The organism is Flavobacterium laiguense (assembly GCF_003097655.1).
In the GTDB taxonomy this organism is placed as follows: domain Bacteria; phylum Bacteroidota; class Bacteroidia; order Flavobacteriales; family Flavobacteriaceae; genus Flavobacterium; species Flavobacterium laiguense.
In genome coordinates this window covers 1-19826 of record NZ_QCZH01000016.1, presented here as the reverse complement: position 1 = coordinate 19826, position 19826 = coordinate 1, and the positions used below count along the sequence as shown (strand labels likewise).

Annotated in this window: 11 protein-coding genes, 1 tRNA gene and 1 pseudogene; 8 read left to right on the top strand and 5 right to left on the bottom strand. The window is 36.3% G+C overall.

Annotation, left to right across the window (positions count from 1 at the left end):
• Positions 1-102 precede the first annotated feature (102 nt).
• The 5 genes from DB891_RS12770 to DB891_RS12750 form a co-directional block, all read right to left on the bottom strand.
• On the bottom strand, positions 103-4425 hold the full coding sequence (locus DB891_RS12770; RefSeq protein ID WP_116763967.1) for a T9SS type A sorting domain-containing protein: 4323 nt from the start codon (positions 4423-4425) through the stop codon (positions 103-105).
• Between the two features lie 58 nt (positions 4426-4483).
• Positions 4484-4921, bottom strand: coding sequence for a retropepsin-like aspartic protease (locus tag DB891_RS12765; RefSeq protein ID WP_116763966.1), 438 nt, complete (start codon positions 4919-4921; stop codon positions 4484-4486).
• 3 nt (positions 4922-4924) lie between these two features.
• Positions 4925-7633: a CHAT domain-containing protein gene (locus DB891_RS12760; protein WP_116763965.1), complete on the bottom strand. Its 2709-nt coding sequence runs from the start codon at positions 7631-7633 to the stop codon at positions 4925-4927.
• A gap of 36 nt (positions 7634-7669) precedes the next feature.
• Positions 7670-9619, bottom strand: coding sequence for a DUF7849 domain-containing protein (locus tag DB891_RS17925; RefSeq protein ID WP_116763964.1), 1950 nt, complete (start codon positions 9617-9619; stop codon positions 7670-7672).
• Between the two features lie 340 nt (positions 9620-9959).
• Positions 9960-10952, bottom strand: a complete 993-nt coding sequence (locus tag DB891_RS12750) for a hypothetical protein (protein ID WP_116763963.1) — start codon at positions 10950-10952, stop codon at positions 9960-9962.
• Positions 10953-11601: 649 nt separating this feature from the next.
• On the opposite strand from DB891_RS12750, the gene DB891_RS12745 reads away from it, so the two are divergent.
• From DB891_RS12745 to DB891_RS12710, 8 genes and pseudogenes are all read left to right on the top strand, one after another.
• Entirely contained in the window at positions 11602-12186 is a 585-nt protein-coding gene (locus DB891_RS12745; protein WP_116763962.1) for an RNA polymerase sigma factor, read from the top strand.
• Positions 12187-12188: 2 nt separating this feature from the next.
• Positions 12189-12914 carry a tetratricopeptide repeat protein gene (locus tag DB891_RS12740; RefSeq protein WP_116763961.1) on the top strand — a complete coding sequence of 242 codons (726 nt, stop codon included), beginning with the start codon at positions 12189-12191 and terminating at the stop codon, positions 12912-12914.
• Between the two features lie 392 nt (positions 12915-13306).
• Entirely contained in the window at positions 13307-14086 is a 780-nt protein-coding gene (locus DB891_RS12735) for a TatD family hydrolase (protein WP_116763960.1), read from the top strand.
• A 63-nt stretch (positions 14087-14149) separates the two neighbouring features.
• On the top strand, positions 14150-15286 hold the full coding sequence (locus tag DB891_RS12730) for a 1-acyl-sn-glycerol-3-phosphate acyltransferase (RefSeq protein ID WP_116763959.1): 1137 nt from the start codon (positions 14150-14152) through the stop codon (positions 15284-15286).
• Positions 15276-16304 (top strand): asparaginase, encoded by a 1029-nt coding sequence (locus DB891_RS12725; protein ID WP_116764014.1) that lies wholly within the window; start codon positions 15276-15278, stop codon positions 16302-16304. Before DB891_RS12730 ends, DB891_RS12725 begins: the two co-directional genes overlap by 11 nt.
• Before the next feature lie 60 nt (positions 16305-16364).
• Positions 16365-16451 (top strand) — tRNA-Ser (locus DB891_RS12720).
• A 364-nt stretch (positions 16452-16815) separates the two neighbouring features.
• Positions 16816-17541, top strand: a complete 726-nt coding sequence (locus DB891_RS12715) for a HipA domain-containing protein (RefSeq protein WP_116763958.1) — start codon at positions 16816-16818, stop codon at positions 17539-17541.
• A gap of 861 nt (positions 17542-18402) precedes the next feature.
• A pseudogene (locus DB891_RS12710) lies at positions 18403-19826 on the top strand (hypothetical protein); the annotation flags it as partial.

Below are 19826 nucleotides of genomic sequence, written 5' to 3'. Positions count from 1 at the left end.
ATTTAGAATTTAGATTTCAGTTTCATAAGGAACTTTCGAAATAAAAATAAAAAAACCCGACTTGTGTTAAACGAGTCGGGTTTTTTGTTGGAGTATATTGGGTTACTCTTTTATAATCTTCACTGTTTTTTCTGCTCCTCCTGATTTTACTTTTAGAAAATAAACCCCTTTGGAGAAATTAGATAAATCTATTTCGGAACGCAGACTGTTTATTTTCTGGGTCAGAAGTGTTTCTCCTTTGATGGAGATAAAGGTAACCTCATCAATAACGGAATCATTCGAAATCGAAAGGACGTTTCTTACAGGATTTGGATAGTATGTAAAATTTTTGATAATCAAATCATCCGTTCCTAAAGTGCCTGATTTTACAGTTACAGCCAGTCTTTCGGTACTTTCAATTCCGTTGATGGTTTGTGAGGCATAATAAGTAGTTCCTTCCTCAATAACTGTTGTTAAAGGCAAAGGAATTTCGCTTGTTTTACTCGTTTTTCCAGCCAAAGGGTTTTGATTGATGTACCATTTAATATTTTGACCATTAATGATAAGATCTGCTAAAGTTTGTCCGGGCTTAAATTCCAAAGTCAGTTTGATTTGTCCATTTATTAAAGGAGCTGGTGGATCAACTACGGCATTCATCGTGATGTAACATCCGTTCACATCTGAAGTATTAACGATGTAAGATCCCGGAGTTAATCCTGAAAAAATATTGTTCGTTGAAAATTTATCTAAATTAGGAGATATTGAATATTTGTAATTACCTGCTCCGCCCGAGGCATTGATCGTAATAGTTTGATTTTTTACCGTCGTCACAGTCATTAATGCAGAAACTGGTTCTGAAATAACAACTTGAGTCGTTGTGAGGCACCCATTGGTGTCCTTCACAGTGATATGATGTGTACCAGCGTACAAATTAGTAAAAATCATACTGTTGTTGCCATTTATATAAGAACTGTTGTCTAGAGAATAAGTATATGGAGCAAGTCCACCAGTTACATTAGCTGTTATGGAGCCATTGGCCTCACCTTTGCAGTTTATATTAGTAGTAGTTACATTAATTACAGGAACACTTCCTTGGGTAATCATTGCTACAATAGAAAATGTCGTATTTTGATAATCACGAACTTTTATAGCGTAATTTCCCGGTGTGAAACTTGAGTATACATTTGAATTCGTATAAGTTGCACCGTTGTCAAATGAATAGTAGTAGGGTTGAAATCCTCCCGTGGCATTAACGGTTATGGTTCCGGCATCAATGCAATTTATAGAACGAACATCAGCAGTGGCCGAAAGTGCTGGTGCTGGTACAACATTAACACTCCAGTGTATATATCCACATCCGTTCGCATCTGTAACTTGTGCAGAGTAACTTCCAATTGTTAGTCTGGTAAAAATACCATCTGTTTGTGGGCCGGCAACTACGATTCCGTTATTGTTTTGTAAATAATATAGATATGGTGAAGTTCCTCCCTCTGCATTAACAATTATACCTTGATCATTAATAGCTATAGCAGTTGCAGATAAGCTTGTAGCAGGTTCTGATAAAGCAAGAGTTGTTGTTGCAATACAGCCATTGGTGTCTTTTACTGTAATGTTAGAACTACCGACATAAAGATTAGTAAAAGTATTAGTGACGTTAAAAGCACCTCCATTTAATGAATAAGTATATGGCGCTTGTCCTCCTGTTGCTGCAGCTGTTATTGAACCCGTATGATCTCCTTTGCAAAGTACATTTGAATTAACTGTTGCTGAAACGGACGGAGCGTTTATAGGAGTTATTACTGCAAAAATTGAAGTTATGTTGTTTTCTGCGTCTCGAACTTTTATGCTATAAGTTCCGGGTGTCAAACCACTAAATACATTTGAAGGAACAAAATTTATTCCATTATCAACTGAATATTGATAAGGTACTACACCTCCAGATACACTAACGGTTATTGTTCCAGTAGGATTAAGACATGTTGTAGGCGTTACAGCAGTTGTTGCTACAAGTGAATTAGATTTATTAACTATAGTAATATTTGTTTGTAAGTAGATACATCCTACTGCATCTCTCACTTCAACATCATATGATCCAGCTTTTAGGCCAGTAAAAATATTAGAAGTTTGAAAAGAATTAATTGGAAATCCGCTATCTGTTATTGCATAAGTATAAGGAGCAACCCCTCCCGTAGCATTAAGGGTTATAGTTCCATCATTATCAGCACTTGTTGTTGAGTTTGTAGTGCTTGCTGTCATTGATAAAATAGTAGGCTCTACAATGGTTGCAACCATAGTATATAGACATCCAAGAGCATCTTTTACGTTTACAGTATAATACCCGGCAGATAAATTATTGAAAATATTACTTGCGACATAACCATTACCTATTGAATAGGTGTAAGGTGTAGTTCCTCCAGTTGCTGTTAAAGTTATTTTTCCATCTTTGCTTTGAGAGCAGTATGGGTTCGTGGTCGTAAAAGTTGCAGACAAAGAAGATGAAGGCGCAATAACTACAGATAAAGCAGCTAAACAACCGTTAGCGTCTTTAACAAATAAAGAATGAGTTCCTGCAGTTAAGCCAGTAGCAGTATTTACAGATGTAAAAGTGTTAGATCCATCAAAAGAATAGAGGTAAGGTGCTTTTCCAGCAGTTGCAGTAATAGTCACGGTGGCACTTTCTCCACAATTGGCTGCTTGAGCAATCACTAAAGTTGCAGTTACAGGCATTGGAGGCGCGATTATAATTGTATTTGCATAATTTACAGTATTAAGGGTATCTTTTACAGCTGCAGTATATGTTCCAGTAGTTAGATTGTTAAAAACATTGCTCGTTTGGAACGTCATTCCTCCGTCTATTGAATATTGATAAGGAGCTTGTCCGCCAGATGCGGTAATTGCAATTTCAGCATTGCTGTTACAATCTAGTTGTTTTGTAATAATTGCCGTAGAAGTTAAAACTGGTAAGATAGTTGCCGGGATCGTTGCTCCACAACCTTGAGAATCTCTTGCTCTAAAAATGTAGTTTCCGGGTGCTAAATTTGGAAAAACATTACTAGCTTGATAATTAACTCCATCCAATGAGTATTGATAAGGTAAAGTTCCTCCAGTTGCCGTAATAGCCGCCGTTTGCTCAACAATCATTGCTGTTGTGTTTAAAGCCGCTGGCTCTGTTATCACATATCCAAGTTGTGCTATACAGCCATTAGCGTCTTTTACCTTAATAGTATACGTTCCAGCTTTAGTAGTGTAACTATTGCCGGTTGTATAAGTCCCATTGTTTATAGAATATTGATAAGGAGTTTGTCCTCCTATTGCATTAACAGTTATTGACCCATCGTTATTTCCATTACAAAGTACATCAGTTTTTGTAATAGTTGCACTTAGAGATATAAGTGGAGAGATAACTACGGAATTTTGATTGATGCAACCATTTGCATCTTTTACATAAGAGGTATAGGTTCCTGCAACTAAATTATCAAAAACGTTACTTTGTACAAAAGTAATTCCGTCTTTTGAATAGGTATATGGAGCAGTGCCTCCTGTTGCAGTAACTGTTACTGTAGCATTGCTTACACAATCTATAGGTTTTGTTAAGGCTGCCGACGTTTGCAGCAAATTAGGCTCAGTTACTGAAGTGTTTGTTGTTTGTATGCAATCACTGGTATCTTTAACATAAACAGTATAGTTTCCTGCTGCTAAATTTGTAAATGTATTATTAGGAACATAGGTAACTCCATCGTTGATGGAATAGCTAAAAGGTGATTTTCCTCCACTAGTGTTAATGTTTATTGCACCATTGTTACTGCCTTTGCAAGTTGCGTTTATAACTGCTACTGTGGGAGTGTCTAGAGGTATTATTGATGAGGGCTCTATAGTCCAGGAGCCACGAGTTAAACACCCAATTGCGTCTATTATTTCAATGTTGTATGTTCCCGCAACTAAATTTCGAATGTGAAGCCTTGTGGGATTAAAGTTGTTGCCGTAAAAAATGGGATCAGTATTAGGAGTGCCATTTATTAAACAAACAAAAGGAACCGCCCCGCCAATTATGTCAAGGTTAATAATGGCATTGTTATAGCAATTTATAGGGTCTATGATGGCAACACTGAAAAAATCAGCATTCACAATCAAACTAAAATAATTAGTAGTAATGTTTCCCAGATGGTTAATTCTTGCATAAATGGTTTGAGAAGCTAAGAGGTTTCTTTGACTTTGTGGAACAATAAAATTCGTTGGATTAGAAATAACATTTGCACCATTAGATGCATCCGTAGCTGTTAAATGATAACTTACTGTAGTTTCGGCTGGGTTTAGATTACCAATTAATAAAGAGTTGTGGTAAGGTAAGTTAAAAGTTGTGTCTCCGGCACAGTGAGTCATATTGGCAACTTGCGAATAAAAACTAATAGACGTTAAAAGAAACAAGCAAAGTAAAATCTTCTTCATAAGGATATATTTGTTAAAGTCAGCGCTTTGGGCAAATATATTATTTTTTTGCAAGAATTTATCTTAAATATAAACAATGATTGTGATAGTCTATTATTCCTTTGCCTTTCATTAAAATATCGGCGCCAATAATGCCGTGTACAGGTTTTACTTTATGATGATCTAAGGCTTCATTGACATGGGATAAATCAAAAATGACGAGGTCGAAATCCAAGTCTTTCCATCTGCCGAGTTGCAGACTGTTATTTGTGGCAGTTTCAGTCAAGATTCCTGTGGCTCCAGCTCCCGAAGCTTTGGTTTTAGACTTTTGGGCTTCCAAAATAAAATACTCAATACTTTCAAATCCTACGCAACTGTTTGAAGCGCCTGTGTCTAGAATAAAATTCCCTTTAACACCATTGATTTTTGCTTTGATCAAAAGGTGTTGCGTTTTGGTGATTTTAAAAGACACTTTTTTATAATCTTCTTTTTTAAGGATTTCATGTAGGTTTTTCATGCATTAACTATTGTAGTGTTTCCTATAATGTAAAAATAGTGTTAGTATTGGTTTTAAAAGTTTTTTCGTCTTAAAATTTTTGTTTTTTATTTTCCTTAAAAAGAGCCTGTACAAAACAAAACATTGCAATAGGATGCAAGAAATCACAAAGAATGCTAACCAATAGTTGTCTTTTTCTTTGTTTTCGAGACTGCCGTAATACACAAAAGCAGCCCAATAATAAGGCGACTTTTTAGCGTTTGAGATTTTTTTGTTTTTTAAAAAATTAAGTTTGGCTTTTGCATTGGCTTCAAAATAGGAGTCGTTTTTATTGATGTATTTGTAGAAATCCCCCATAAATACAGCTGTCGTGTAATCATTGACTTTCCATAAAGAAAACAATAGATTTTGAGCTCCCGCAAACTGAAAACCTCTGGCGACACTCATCGCGCCTTCGGATTTGTAGAGTTTGCCAATTCCTGTTTCGCAGGCGCTTAGAACAACCAAATTTGGATTGATGTTAAGATGGTAGAGCTCTGAGTAAAGCACTTCGCGATCGTAAAATTTGATACTGGCTGGTGTTTCAATATTGCCGGCAGTGGCATGGGTCGATAAATGCAGTATGGAATAAGCGGAAGCGTCGTTTTTGAAATTTTCAAAAGAGGCCGAGTCATTTTCAAAAAAACGCCCCTTGAAACTATTTTTGATGGATTGTAATTCGGTTTTGGAATGGGTCAAGGCGTAATTGGTTTTTTCGAAAACGGGAAAAATACCCAAAACCGTTTTTTCTTTAGGGGAAAAGGACTTGGTATTCAAATAAAAACGAGCCGAATTGTTATAGGCAATGTTGAAATCATGTAGTAAATAATGCATTTTTTCAAAATTGGTAGTGTTGGATTCTTTGGTAATCAAGGCTTCAAATGGCAGGAAGTCAAGCAGCCCATCTGGAATGATTACTAGGTTTTTATTATTCACATTTTGAGGTAATTGTAATCTGTCATAGGCTATTTTTCCAAAATGATTGTATCCTTTTATGTCGTTGGTAATGGCATTGGCATCATTGAAATAGGCGATGAATTGCCAAAAATAAACGGAGTAATGAGCATCATTGCTGAAAGAATTCAAGGCTATTTTTTCTTTTTGTGTGCCACCCAAAGCAAAACAATACATGTTCTCATAACCTGAAAAATAGTAAACCATGAGCGCATCATCTGACTCCAGTTTGGAATACAAGCCATTTAAATCGATGGGTTTTATGTCAAGATCGGTATTTTTAGTTTGTAGTTCTTTTAGCAAAAGCATGGTTTCGTTTTGCTTTTTGATGGCCTTGTTGATTTTGTAAATGTTGGCTAATTCCCCTTTTTGTTGTTCTTTCAGGATTTCATTGTTCCAAAACTGTAATTCGTGAATCTTTTGTTTTTCTTTTTTTGAAGCCCTTCTGTTTCTGGAAAGTTCACTTTTTAAAACCCCTGATTTTGTTTTTTCAGCGAGTTGAAAAGCTTGTTCGATATAACTGATTTTGTTCTCTTTTAGGTATAATTTATTGTAGATGGCAATGCATTTTTCGGTTCGATTGCTCATTCTGACTTGATTTATAATTTTAGAATTTTCATAGAGCAACAAACTACTCATTAATTCCTCTATGGGAAAGCAAAGCGAATAAACTTGTAGTGCTTTTTTGGGTTGATTTTGAAGGTTGTAAATGTCGGCTTGCAGATCTAATGCGTCGAGTAAAACCGTTTCGGCATACAAGGAACTTTGTAAAGGGACATTTCTTTTTTGACTGCTGTATAACGGAATTAAGGTTTGATAAATATGCTGGATGGATTGCAACGCTTGGGGCGTTTTACTTTGTTTGAAAAGCAACAACGCTTCTTCGTAATACAATTTTGCAATGGCTCGAACCTCTTGGTTTTTGGAAAGTAAAAATAGTTTTTTTGCCTTTTCGAAATAGGTGTTTGCTTTTTTAAAATCGCTTTTTTGACTATTTAGAGAAGCTAGGTTTCGATAGCAATTGGACAAAGCCTCGGATTGATTTTGTTTGTTTTTCAAAAGTTGAATAGCCGCTTCGTAGCTGTTCTCGGCTTTGAAATACGTTTTTGGGTCAATGCTTAATTCTTTGGCGCTAAGCAAATAAGTATTGCCCAGATTATTCAATAAACTTCCTTTTTGAACGGGCGAAAGTTTTGCGGTTTTTAAGGTGTTTTCCAATAAATCGATAGCCAGGGTGTTCTTGCCCGAACTTTGATAGACATTGGATAAATTGAGAATTGCTGCTATTGTATTGTTTTCGTTTTTTTCCTGATTGGCAATAAAATAATAGTGCTTGATAGTGTTTTCGGCATTGTCATAATCCCCAATGATGGTGTAGAGATTGCCGAGTGGTTTGAGGCAAAATTCAACAATGTCATAATCGGTGAGTTGGTAGGTTTGGTATAGTTTCCAGGCTTTTTCATAACTGGCAATGGCTTGGTTTGTTTTGCCAAATTTATTTTCGAAATAGGCTTTGTTGCAGTTTAAGACAACGATGGAAAGTAATGCATTTTTTGATTTTTGATTTTGATTTTTCCAAAAATCAGCTTCAACAGTATTAAGGTGTTGAATGCCTTCCAAGGTTGGATTGGCTACGAATAAGTCAATTGCCTCATAAGTGATGTCTTCTTGGGTATGTTTTTTTTGTCCGAATAGTGTCAGAGAAGTAAACAGGTACAAGAGAACAATGTTTTTTAGCATAACTTCGATTTTACTATTTTTTTTGTATGTAAAACTCTAAAATTTCCAGATACCATACAACTGAAAATAATTAAAATCATTGTCAAAGTTGAGTACATAACGCGCTCCTAAGCTAGGGCCTATTCGGGCAAAACCGGCTGTGAAATCGAGTAACAAACCGGACTTCAATTCGGTTGATGCATTTTTTGTTGTAACGGTTGAGTATTCTGTTCGTATTAAAAATTTATCCGAGGTTCCTTCGTACACATCGGTTTTGATGTTTTGTGTCTGCTCTTCGGATACATTCATATTGACTTGAAATCCAGCTCCCACTCCAAAATAAGTGGAAATATTGTATCGGAACAATACCGGAATTTCCCAATTGATATTTTTGTTTTCAATGGACGTGGTAATGCGTTTTAAATTCACGGTACCTGTACTCTGATCAATTTTTTGAGTTTTGGTGGTGGCTCCGTCATAGGAAGTGACGCTATTTAAAAATTCGGCTTGTCCATAATAACGGTAGGATTTAAAAGGGGAAATGGTGGCTCCGACAAAATAACTTTTGGAATTGTCTAAATTGCTATAGAAGTTATAACCTGCTTTTGCTCCAATGGAGATGCCCGGTATAAATCGGGTAGTGGCATAATTGGTAATAATTGGTTCGTTTTTGTCAAAAATAATGGCGGTTCTGCTTTTGGTTTTTATCTTGTGAAAGTCTTCATTGAATTTCATGGAGTATTTTACAAATCCTTTGGTGCTGTCAATTTCCTTTACGTTTTTCTGGTTGCTTCCCGGTAAATAGATGTTTCTAAAGACAAAAAATATTTGGGTATTTCTTTCGATAACATCCAAACAACTGGTAGTGGCCACTTCGCCTTTGGGACAAATGGGACATTCGGGATACATGCCTTCAATTTCCAAGGTACTTTTATCGAACATATCAGGAATGTCGGTTTCGAGCTGTATTTTTCTGGCAGGTCCTTCGCCATTGTTTTGAAAGCTGGTTTTGAATTTGACTCTTTTGTAGCGTACGAATCTGTAATTCATAAAGCTTCCGTTAGAGCCCATTTTGTTGGGATCGTGGGAAGTGACGATTTCCATTTCCAGATTTTTTATTTTATGGTTTTTAAAACTTCGGTTGGGAACGTAGATGCTACGCATCGTTATGGTGGCACTGGTGTCTTTGATCATTTCGGGAGTGGTTTTGAACGTGTAAAACACATTTCGGGTTTCTCCTGGGTTGTGATCGTCGATTTCTAAAATGGACACAGCTGCATAGCTGTTTTTGGCGGCTAATAAAGTGGAATCCAAGTCGGTTTCATTAGTGGTTTCGATATGTTTTTTGGCGAAAGCCAAAGTTTCAATAGATGCTAAATAACGATTCGAATTATCAATATCATCGGTTGAAACGATGTTGTTTTCTTTTACGGTTCTCTCTCCTGCATAGGGTCTTACTTCCTGTAAATCGAAATTATTGTTTTTGAATTGTTTTTCATTGTAAAAAAGATAGAGTTTCCCATTGGACACATAGTTTTCTAGGTTTTCATAGCTCACAACCACTTGCATTTCCTGTTCCGGAATTGGGTCGCAATTTTTAAAAATAGACAATCCATTTTGATCAACAATAGAAGCAATGTCTTTGTAATTGGTATTTTCAATGTCGTTAACGACTACTTTTTTGGGACGGGTAGCCGGAGGTTTTCCATTGTCATAATTGTTCGTTACGGTCAGTCGCGCCGTATAGGTTCCTTTGTTTTTATAGACATGTTTGGGTTCGGCCTCTTTGCTGTAATGGCCATCGCCCAATTCCCATAAATAGGAATAACTTGGTTTTGGTGCTCCGGCAATAGGAATCAAAGGAGGTGTTTTGGGTCTAAAAGTAACCAAGTTTCCTTTTTGGTCGTATCCAATATTGGCTCTTCGGGTAATGGTGTCTTTTACTTTGACTTGGGCGTAAAAAGGAAATGTAATAATGAGAAAAAAGACTACTAGCGATTTGTTCATATTTGGTTATTTTGGTCGGTCATACTAGTTTTGGGAGCATTCGAAAACTAAATTACTATTCAAACCCGTTGGGTGTAATTATTTTTTTACCACATAGAAACATAGAATTTATATTGTTTAAAAAGAATTTGATAGATGTTTCACTTTTCACATAGTCAATCTATGTGAAAAATAGTACTATTCCCTATTCATTCTTTAATCATTAGTTATAAATCTATGTGTCTATGTGGTTCATTTTTTAATTAAACTGAATTACACCCAACGTGTTTTAAATTATTTTTAAATGTAAAAAAAAGTGGTGAGCAAATCACCACTTTTTTTCGTTATTTGAATTCTGAACTTATTGAATAGCATTGATTGCAGCTATTAATTGAGCTTCGGTGCCTACGGTTGTTTCGGCTAATGTAAAAGTATAGACATCATTTGCGGCCACTGTTACCGCTTTGATAGCCCATCTCCATTGTCCATTGTCTTCGGTGGCAAAAATTATGTGACAAGCTAACCCAATTGGAATTTGACCATAATGTTCGCTGAATAATCCGGCTGTAGTGTAAGTGTCCAGTTTGGCAAGAGCGTTTTTGCCCTCTCCGTCGTAAGATAAATAAATGGCGCTGTTTTTATTGTCATATCCTTCGGGCGCATCAACAAGAATGGTTGTTTTGGGTCTAGGGTCACTATAGAATTTATCTACGTTAGTCCATCCAAAGGTTCCAAAAGAAACGTAGTAGTTGTTTCCTTCTCCTTGTACTCCGCCTTTTCCTCCATTGGTACCTGCAGCATCGGCTATATTTTTCCAAACTAAGTTTTCGGGGTCTTCTAAATTACCTAACCAAAGTGTCATTCCTGTTTTTATTCCATCGGTTAAGCTTGCTGGGACAAGAAGGGTCATTGTGGCTACTGATTCAAGTGCTACTCCGTCTTGAGTAGCTTTGATGTAGAATTCTCCGCCTGAGATTAATAAATTTTTCTTTCCGTCTGTAGTCAGTCCCATCGTTGGTTTGTTGGCTACTAGCATGTGTCCTTTGTCAAATAATTCTACGTATTCGATGTTGATTGGGCCTGTTACTGCAATACCGTTTTTGCGAAGGTAATCTCTGTTGATCATTAATTTCACCCCTTTTTCCGAAGTTAGTGTTACTGATCCAGAGGCTTCGGTGATAGTGAATGTTTGTTTTAGTTTGGTTAGTGCTTCGGTTCTGACTTCTTTTAATTCAGTAGCTGTTGCTGGAATATTTGGAATTTCATTGTCATCGGTAATGTTGTCGTTTGTACAGCTTACCATTGCGATTGTTCCTAAAAACAAAAAAGCGATTGATTTTAAATTTCTGTTCATGATTTCTAAGTTTTTTAAATCTGTCTTGGAAATGTCCAAGAGGTTGTTTCAGATTCGGGTTGTTAATTATAGTTTCTTTTTGTCTATATCAATTAAGGTTTGATATTGTTACCCTTGTTTTTGAAAAATCTTTTCCCTCACCCCTCCCGATAATTATCGGGACTCTTCCAAAGGAGAGGGAGCTAGAATTAGATTTTTTTAAACTTCATTCTTATATCAACTTTGATTTTGATTTGTTACCCTTGTATTTATTTTTTTTTCATCGAGTAATTAATGTCCAAAGTTTATTGATGAAAGTGATCCCTATTTTTTTTAAATTTTCCATAATCTAAAAGTTTTTAAATTTCCAATTATTGATTTATACCGTTATATCAACTTGCTCTTATAATTGTTACCCCTGGTTTTGATTTTAGTTCTAAATATCTGGTTTTACGGGTCTGCGTAAGGGATAGACGGAAGCTACCGAAGTAGCCCATCCCGATAATTATCGGGAAGCCCGACCGCATTATGAGAAGAGGCCGAATACGCGCAATGTAAAGTTGGCCCCTTTTTATAATGGGGTTACGCCCAAAAGATAGTTGCAGTTCATAAAAGGCGATATAAAGTGGTTATCTCTCTTTTTTTAGTATTTTCGACAAAAAGTTTTTTTATGGCTCTAGCAACGAATCACCCTGACCAAATGTATATTGAAGGATTGGCGAATAATGATTCGGCGATCATTCAGGCTATTTATAAAAAGTTTGTGCCGAAGGTGGTCTATTATATAAAGAACAATTCGGGCGATGAAGACAAGGCGCAGGATGTGATTCAGGAAGTGATGATTTTGCTTTTTAATCAGGCCAAAGCGCAGCAGTTGCGACTGACGTGTCCCTTTGATGCGTACTTTTTTTTGTTGTGTAAACGAAAATGGCTCAACGAATTGAAAAAACATTCGAATAAAGGGGTAACAATTAAGGAAGAGTTGACATCTATACATGAATCTGCTGATGAGATGGTTTTGCAAACCGAGCATTTTGACGAGAAGCAACAATTGTATGATGTGATGTTTCAAAAACTAGGGGAGAAGTGCCAAGAGGTACTGAAATTGAGCTTTACGCTCCCATCGATGGAGGAGGTGGCCGAAAAACTGTCGGTAACCTATGGTTATGTTCGCAAGAAAAAATCGCTTTGCATTGGTCAATTGACGCAGTGGATTCAAGAAACCAATCGCTTTAAATCTATAAAAAATAGCTAGCCATGAACGAAGAACACTTTTTGGAATTTGATGAATATCTTCAAGGCGAAATGTCTGCTGCCGACAAATTGGTTTTTGAGCAACAATTAAGGGATCAGCCTGATTTGGCTATGGCCTTTGAAACGTATAAAGAATTGCAGCTGCATTTGGAAAATAAATTTGGACAAGCCGATGAATTAAAAGCTTTCAAACAGAATTTGAAAGGGATTTCTAAGAAGCATTTTAAAAAGAGTAAAACCAAAGTAGTTACTTTCAAACCTTGGTATTATGTGGCTGCTGCTTCGGTGGCGGTTTTGTTTGGATTGTTCTTTTTGAATCAGAATTCGGATCCTACGTTTGAGGATTACAATCAGCCCGAAACTGCTTTTTTTACGGAGCGAGGGGAGGCAAATGATAATTTAAAATTGGCTCAGGATGCCTTTAACGGAAAGAAATATAAAGAGGCGATTCCGCTTTTTGAAACTATCTTGAAAACGGATCAAAGTGCCGAGATTCAGTATTTTTACGGAGTGGCGCTGCTGGAGGAAAATAGATTACCAGAAGCCGAATCGGTTTTTACAACTTTGAAAATGGGTAATTCTATTTATAAAAACAAAGCGATATGGAGTTTGGCTTTGAGTAAATTAAAACAAAAAGACTATAAGACTTGTAAGGAACTCTTGTTGACGATCCCTGAAGATTATGAAGGTAATGATCAGGTGGACGATTTGTTGGAAGAGTTAGATTAGTTTTATTTCGACCTATTTACTTAATAAACAACTAAAGATTAAATGTTAGCAGAGGCGAATTCCCCTCTTGAGAGGGGATAGGGGTGTGTTTTTCTTTAAATATGCAAATATTTCATTTTGTTAATGATGCTCTAAAGTATTTACAGTCTTTAAAAACAATGAAAATCTGCCGAATCTGCGTGCCTAATTTTTCAAGCAGATTCGGCAGATTTTTGCAGATATAATAAAACGGTTTTAAAAAATAATTGATGCCTGTTTTTTTTGAGTGTCTCACTGCGCTTTTCTTTGTGAATCTTTGAGGACTAGCTTTAAAAGCGGTTTTCTTGTTTATGCAATTCCTTTTTTGGTAAAGCCCACTTTTTCGAGTAATTTTGTAGCATTAAATTTTACACTTGGAAGCAAAAACAATACTTACCGATACCCATACCCATTTATATTCAGAGGAATTTGATCAAGATCGAAATGAAATGATGCAACGTGCCATTGATAATGGTGTGACCCGATTTTTTGTACCGGCAATAGATTCTACCTGTACGCAAAGCATGTATGATTTAGAAAAAAACTATCCAGACAATGTATTTCTAATGATGGGTTTGCATCCCACTTATGTAAAAGATAATTATCTGGAGGAGTTGCAGCATGTTGAAAACGAATTGGCCAAAAGAAAATTCTACGCTATTGGCGAAATAGGCATTGATTTGTATTGGGATAAAATGCATTTGCGGCAGCAGCAAATTGCTTTTAGAACACAAATTCAATGGGCCAAAAAATATAAACTTCCTATTGTAATTCATTGTCGGGAGGCGTTTGATGAAATATTTGAAATTCTGGAAGAAGAGAAATCTCCCGAACTGTTTGGAATCTTTCATTGTTTTTCGGGAACGTACGAACAGGCTTTGAGGGCTATTTCCTATAATATGAAATTAGGAATAGGCGGAGTGGTTACTTTTAAAAACGGAAAAATAGATCAGTTTCTAAATAAAATTGATTTGAAACATATTGTGTTAGAAACCGATTCTCCTTATTTGGCTCCGATTCCTTATCGTGGCAAACGCAACGAAAGCAGCTATTTAATAAATGTTGTCGATAAATTGGCGCAAATTTATGGCCTTTCGGCAAATGAGATAGCGGCTGTAACAACCGATAATTCTGCAAAAATATTCGGGATTTAATACCGATTTTCTGTAACTTTAATATTTTTTTTGTTCTTTTGTCCAACTAAATTGAAAACCAAAATGAATAAATTTGATGCGATTCGGCCATTTTATGATTCCGAAATAAACGAAGGAATAATGAAAGTTATTGATCATCCGATGATGAAAGCTTTAATGAACTTTTGTTTTCCTGGAGTAGATGATGAAATTTGGAAAGATCAGCTTCGCAAAACCCATTCTATTCGTGATTTTCAATGCAACTTTATTTATTATGGAGTGCAGCAAGTGTTAGAAAAAAGTTCGGAGGGTTTAACTACTTCTGGTTTTGAAAAGCTAGAGAAAAACACTTCGTATCTTTTTATCTCCAATCATCGTGACATCGTTTTAGATACTACATTACTGAACTCTTCTTTGTTCGAACATGGTTTGGATATGACTTCATCAGCCATTGGTGATAATTTAGTAAAAAAGTCATTTTTAAAAATTTTAGCGAAACTCAATAGAAATTTTTTGGTTCAACGTGGCTTGACACCGAGGGAATTGTTGATGAGTTCTAAATTGCTGTCTGAATATATGGCTCAGCTGTTGTTGCATGAAAATGGATCGGTTTGGATTGCACAACGCGAAGGAAGGACCAAAGACGGAAATGATGAAACCAATCCTGGGGTTTTGAAAATGATTGCCATGGGGTCTGATGAACCTAATGTAATGGACTATTTTAAGAAAATTAAAATTGTGCCTGTTTCCATTTCTTATGAATATGATCCTACTGATGCTTTAAAAATGCCGCAATTATTGGCCGAAGCAAATAATGAAATTTACATTAAAGAAAAAAATGAAGATTTCAAGACTTTGTTGAGTGGTATCATTGGACAAAAGAAAAGAATACACATTCATATAGGAGACGTGCTCAATACTGAAATCGACGGGATTAAAAAAAGTGTAGATACTACAAACAAGCAAGTGCAAGCTTTGGCGCAAGTAATCGATGACTCCATTTTGAGTAATTACAAATTATGGACAACCAATTTTATCGCTTACGATATTTTGAATAACTCTACCCGTTTTTCTCATTTGTATACCGAAAATGAAAAGCTGCTTTTTGAGCGACGATTAGAGCTGAGAATTGATCATGAACATCCGGTTGCCAAACAAGGCTTTTTGGATATGTACGCTAATCCAGTAGTCAATAAATTAAAATATGTTGATGAACTCTAAGCCTAAAATTCTTTTGATTTATACTGGTGGAACCATTGGTATGAGAAAGGATTTTGAAACAGGCGCACTCAAGGCGTTTAATTTCAGTAAACTACTTCATAATATTCCCGAATTAAAGTTGCTGGATTGTGAGATAGAAACTTTTTCTTTCGAAACACCTATTGACTCTTCGAATATGAACCCCGAAAATTGGGCCGAAATTGCCCGAACCATTGAGAATAATTACCTTAAATTTGATGGTTTTGTGGTACTTCACGGTTCAGATACCATGTCGTACTCTGCTTCGGCATTGAGTTTTATGCTCGAAAATCTTTCGAAACCCGTAATATTTACGGGTTCCCAATTGCCAATAGGGGATTTGAGAACAGATGCCAAAGAAAATTTAATTACGGCGATTCAAATAGCTTCTTTGCAAGAAAATGGGAAACCGTTGATTAAAGAAGTTTGTCTTTATTTTGAATACAAATTATACCGCGGGAATAGAACCACCAAGATAAACGCAGAACATTTCAGGGCTTTTATTTCTCCGAATTATCCTTTTTTGGTGGAGTCAGGAGTGCATTTAAAAATAAATTCAGAGTTGTTTTTGCCTACGCAAAAGGAATCGCAATTGAAGGTTCATACCCACTTAGACAATAATGTGGCTATTATAAAAATGTTCCCTGGAATAAGTGAAGCGGTACTTGCTGCAATTTTGAACATCGAAAATCTAAAAGGGATTGTACTCGAAACCTACGGCGCAGGGAACGCTCCTACCGAAGAGTGGTTTTTGAATTTTTTGCAAAAAGCAATTACTAAGGGAGTGTATGTTGTAAATGTAACCCAATGTTCAATAGGAAGTGTGAGTATGGGGCATTATGAGACGAGTACTTCTATGAAAAAACTCGGTATTATCTCAGGAAAAGACATTACAACTGAGGCTGCAATTACCAAACTAATGTATTTATTAGGGCAAGATATCGCTCAAAAAGACTTCAAGACCATTTTTGAGACTTCTTTGCGTGGAGAAATGCAATAATATTAATTTTTTACTTTCGAAACTCATTTTTTTTAGTGTTCTTTGCAAACCAAAATAAAAAGAGAGGTGTCCGAGTGGTTGAAGGAGCTAGCCTGGAAAGCTAGTATATGGGTAACTATATCGTGGGTTCGAATCCCATCCTCTCTGCAAAAAAATTAATGCTTCCTGAAAGGGGAGCATTTTTTGTTTTATAGCGTGACAAACTTTTTTGTTTGTCTAAGTATGGCAAATAAAAAAGGATTAGGTATGAAATGCCAAGCATTAATTTCTTTGTGAGACGCTTTCTATAGAGATCAACGAAGGCAATCCCTTCCTCTTTGCTGAGAAAAACCGTAATTTACTTTTAAATAGGTAGTTGCGTTTTTTTTTTTTTGTTCAGAAACAACCATAAATGCCGCTGAATATCCAGAATAGACTAGTAAGTAAGCTATATGCTTTTACATATAAGTTAAGTTTTTTTTAAATAAATTATATGCTTTTACATATAATTTGGTGTATTTGTTTAAAATCAATGCAAAAGCATATAACGGTAGTTGGTGCTTTGGACGGTAATTATATTTTCAAACCGCCCTCCGTTCAATTCCCTGAAATGCCCGAAAATGAACACCTAACCATGCGCATAGCGGAAGCTTTCGGCATCAATACCGTAAAGTCAAGTTTGATACGCCTGGAGTCCGGTGAGCTATCCTACATCACCAAACGCATCGACAGAACAGAAACAGGGGAAAAGATTCACATGCTCGATATGTTCCAAATCACAGAAGCTTTTGATAAATACAAAAGCTCCATGGAGAAAATAAGTAAAGCCCTGGATGAGTTTTCTGACAACACCCTACTCGACAAATTGTACTTTCTGGAACTGGGCATTTTCAGTTTCCTCACAGGCAATAATGATATGCACCTGAAAAACTTCTCCATGATCTATTCCGGTGAAACTTGGACATTGGCTCCTGCCTACGATTTATTAAACGTAGCCATCGTAAATCCGGATGACACCGAAGAATTGGCCCTAACTTTAGAAGGGAAAAAGAAAAAATTGAAATGGGAACATTTCGAAAGACTAGGTATAAACCTAGGTCTAAATCAAAAACAAATTAAAGGCATCGCAAAACGGTATCTAAAAAACAAACCCATCGCCATCCAGTGGATTGATACTTCATTTCTATCGGATGAATTCAAAGAAAAATACAAAATGCTGTTAGAGGCAAGATGCCATACTTTATTTCATGGTGAGTAACCAAGCCCTTTTTTTGTTTTTAAAACTCATGCGTTTGCCCTGCTCTCTGCCAGTAAAAACCGCATTGTCTTTTGAGAGATAATGTGGTTTTTTGTTTGAAAAATTTATGAAATGCGTGTCTTTTTTTAGAGATCAGAAATGGTTTAAAATGATGTTTTTAGAATATTTCCCCTTGGATTCTATAAACACTTCGTGATTTATAGTTATTTGACTACAAAGTAAAAATAAAGGGGATAGTGGTTTTAAGATGGTTAATAGTTGATATTTAATGAGTTAGAAGGTGTTTCTTGTGGAGTTTCTTCTCTTTTTTTTGATAAAAACGCATTTCGACGATGATAAATGCATTTAATCGGGATTTGTTAACAAGTGGTTAATAAATTATTAGTTTTGCAGATCCCAAACTACCGAATCTTAATGCAAATTATTTTATGAGAAACTTTACTTTAAAAAGGCATAATTTTTTTAAGCTGTTTTCTGTTGTTGTTTTATTAGATGTAACCTCCCCGGTTGCTTTCAATTATTTCGGCACGAATGTTTTATCGTGTAAAATAGAGGGTAATAAATCAATAAGTTTGGCAAATTTTTTTACTCACAATTATATTGCTTGTTTTGAATTTGATACTACAGACTATTCCTTGTAGTGGAGCAGTGTGTTCAAATTTTAAAATGGAATAAATACTATATAACATAATATGAAATCATATAATTATAATCAGATCAACAGCAGGAATAATTTTAGCCCATTAAAAATGGATTTTAAATTGTTGTTGTTTCTTATTTTAATCATGGTCAGCTTTACTACAATTGGTCAGAATGCTAATTATATGGATAATCATATATTCAAAACAATTCCACGATAGTATGAAAAATAAATACTTTTTAATACTGTTTGCACTTATACATTATGTAGGGTTTGCCCAGACGACTATTACCAAAACATATACGGGTTCAGCGGTTTCTGTTGATAACACTAGTATTACTCTTTCTCCAGTAACTTTTTCTGCGTCAGATTTTCCTAGTGGATGTGCCAAAATTAGTAGTATATCCGTTTCAATAAATTGGACAAAAACGGATGGTACTTGTGCTAAACCAAAAACTGGTAATGCATATCATAATGAAACTAGTTTTAGTCTAAATTCTCCTCTTGGAGGTATGACTTTGGCTAGTGCGGGAACTTGGTCAGGGAGTGCAGATATAGATTATGTAACTACTGTATTTAATAATGTTTCAGCAACTCCCCCATCGGGAACTCCTGTTTCTGGAACTTTTCAGCCCAATGGAGGAAGTTTTGCTTCTTATATTAATCAATCTCCCGTAGGTTCATGGAGTTTAACAGCGGGTGATAACGCATGGAATGACTATTTATGTGTCAATTCTTACTCTATTACGATAATGGCCACCGATGACAACATCAAGCCTACATTCACGGCACCGGCCAATACGACAATCTACACAAATGCAAGCTGTACTTATGACGCATCGGTAACGGTAACGGGAGACGTAACCAATGAAGCGGATAATTGTTCAACAGGATTGCAGGCGACTTTTGTAGACGCTGTTGCGAATGGATCTTGTCAAGGATCTAAAATAATTAGACGTACATGGTCGCTCGTTGATGGTAGCGGAAACGCTGCTACTGACCAAGAGCAAACCATTACGGTTTCTGACACTACCGTACCAACATGGACTACCGCCGCTACGGCATTAAATTCCACGATACAATGCAGCAATGCTGCGGCTATCACCGCCGCACAGGCTTTGGCTCCAGTGGCTACCGACAATTGTAGTGCGGTTACCTACACTAAAACATCAGGTTCTTTTGTTGCGGGCAGTTGTGCTAATACAGGAACGTACACCAACACCTGGGTTGCCAAAGATGTATGTTTGAATACGAGTGCTACTTTCACTCAGGTAATCACCATCGAAGACACTACGGCTCCAACATGGACTACCGCCGCTACGGCATTAAATTCCACGATACAGTGCAGCAATGCTGCGGCTATCACCGCTGCACAGGCTTTGGCTCCGGTGGCTACCGATAATTGCAGTGCTGTTACCTATACTAAAACATCAGGTTCTTTTGTTGCGGGCAGTTGTGCCAATACAGGAACGTACACCAACACTTGGGTTGCCAAAGATGTATGTTTGAATACGAGTGCTACTTTCACTCAGGTAATCACTATACAAGACACTACTGCGCCATCAATCAGTACAGTAGCGGGATCATTAGATACGACAGTTTCTTGCGCTTCGGATGTTCCGGCGGTAAGCTTAACAGCAATTGC

Coding starts and splice junctions, on each gene's coding strand:
- DB891_RS12770 (WP_116763967.1), bottom strand. CDS start 4,425: ATGAAGAAGATTTTACTTTGCTTGTTTCTTTTAACGTCTATTAGTTTT.
- DB891_RS12765 (WP_116763966.1), bottom strand. CDS start 4,921: ATGAAAAACCTACATGAAATCCTTAAAAAAGAAGATTATAAAAAAGTG.
- DB891_RS12760 (WP_116763965.1), bottom strand. CDS start 7,633: ATGCTAAAAAACATTGTTCTCTTGTACCTGTTTACTTCTCTGACACTA.
- DB891_RS17925 (WP_116763964.1), bottom strand. CDS start 9,619: ATGAACAAATCGCTAGTAGTCTTTTTTCTCATTATTACATTTCCTTTT.
- DB891_RS12750 (WP_116763963.1), bottom strand. CDS start 10,952: ATGAACAGAAATTTAAAATCAATCGCTTTTTTGTTTTTAGGAACAATC.
- DB891_RS12745 (WP_116763962.1), top strand. CDS start 11,602: ATGGCTCTAGCAACGAATCACCCTGACCAAATGTATATTGAAGGATTG.
- DB891_RS12740 (WP_116763961.1), top strand. CDS start 12,189: ATGAACGAAGAACACTTTTTGGAATTTGATGAATATCTTCAAGGCGAA.
- DB891_RS12730 (WP_116763959.1), top strand. CDS start 14,150: ATGAATAAATTTGATGCGATTCGGCCATTTTATGATTCCGAAATAAAC.
- DB891_RS12725 (WP_116764014.1), top strand. CDS start 15,276: ATGAACTCTAAGCCTAAAATTCTTTTGATTTATACTGGTGGAACCATT.
- DB891_RS12715 (WP_116763958.1), top strand. CDS start 16,816: ATGCAAAAGCATATAACGGTAGTTGGTGCTTTGGACGGTAATTATATT.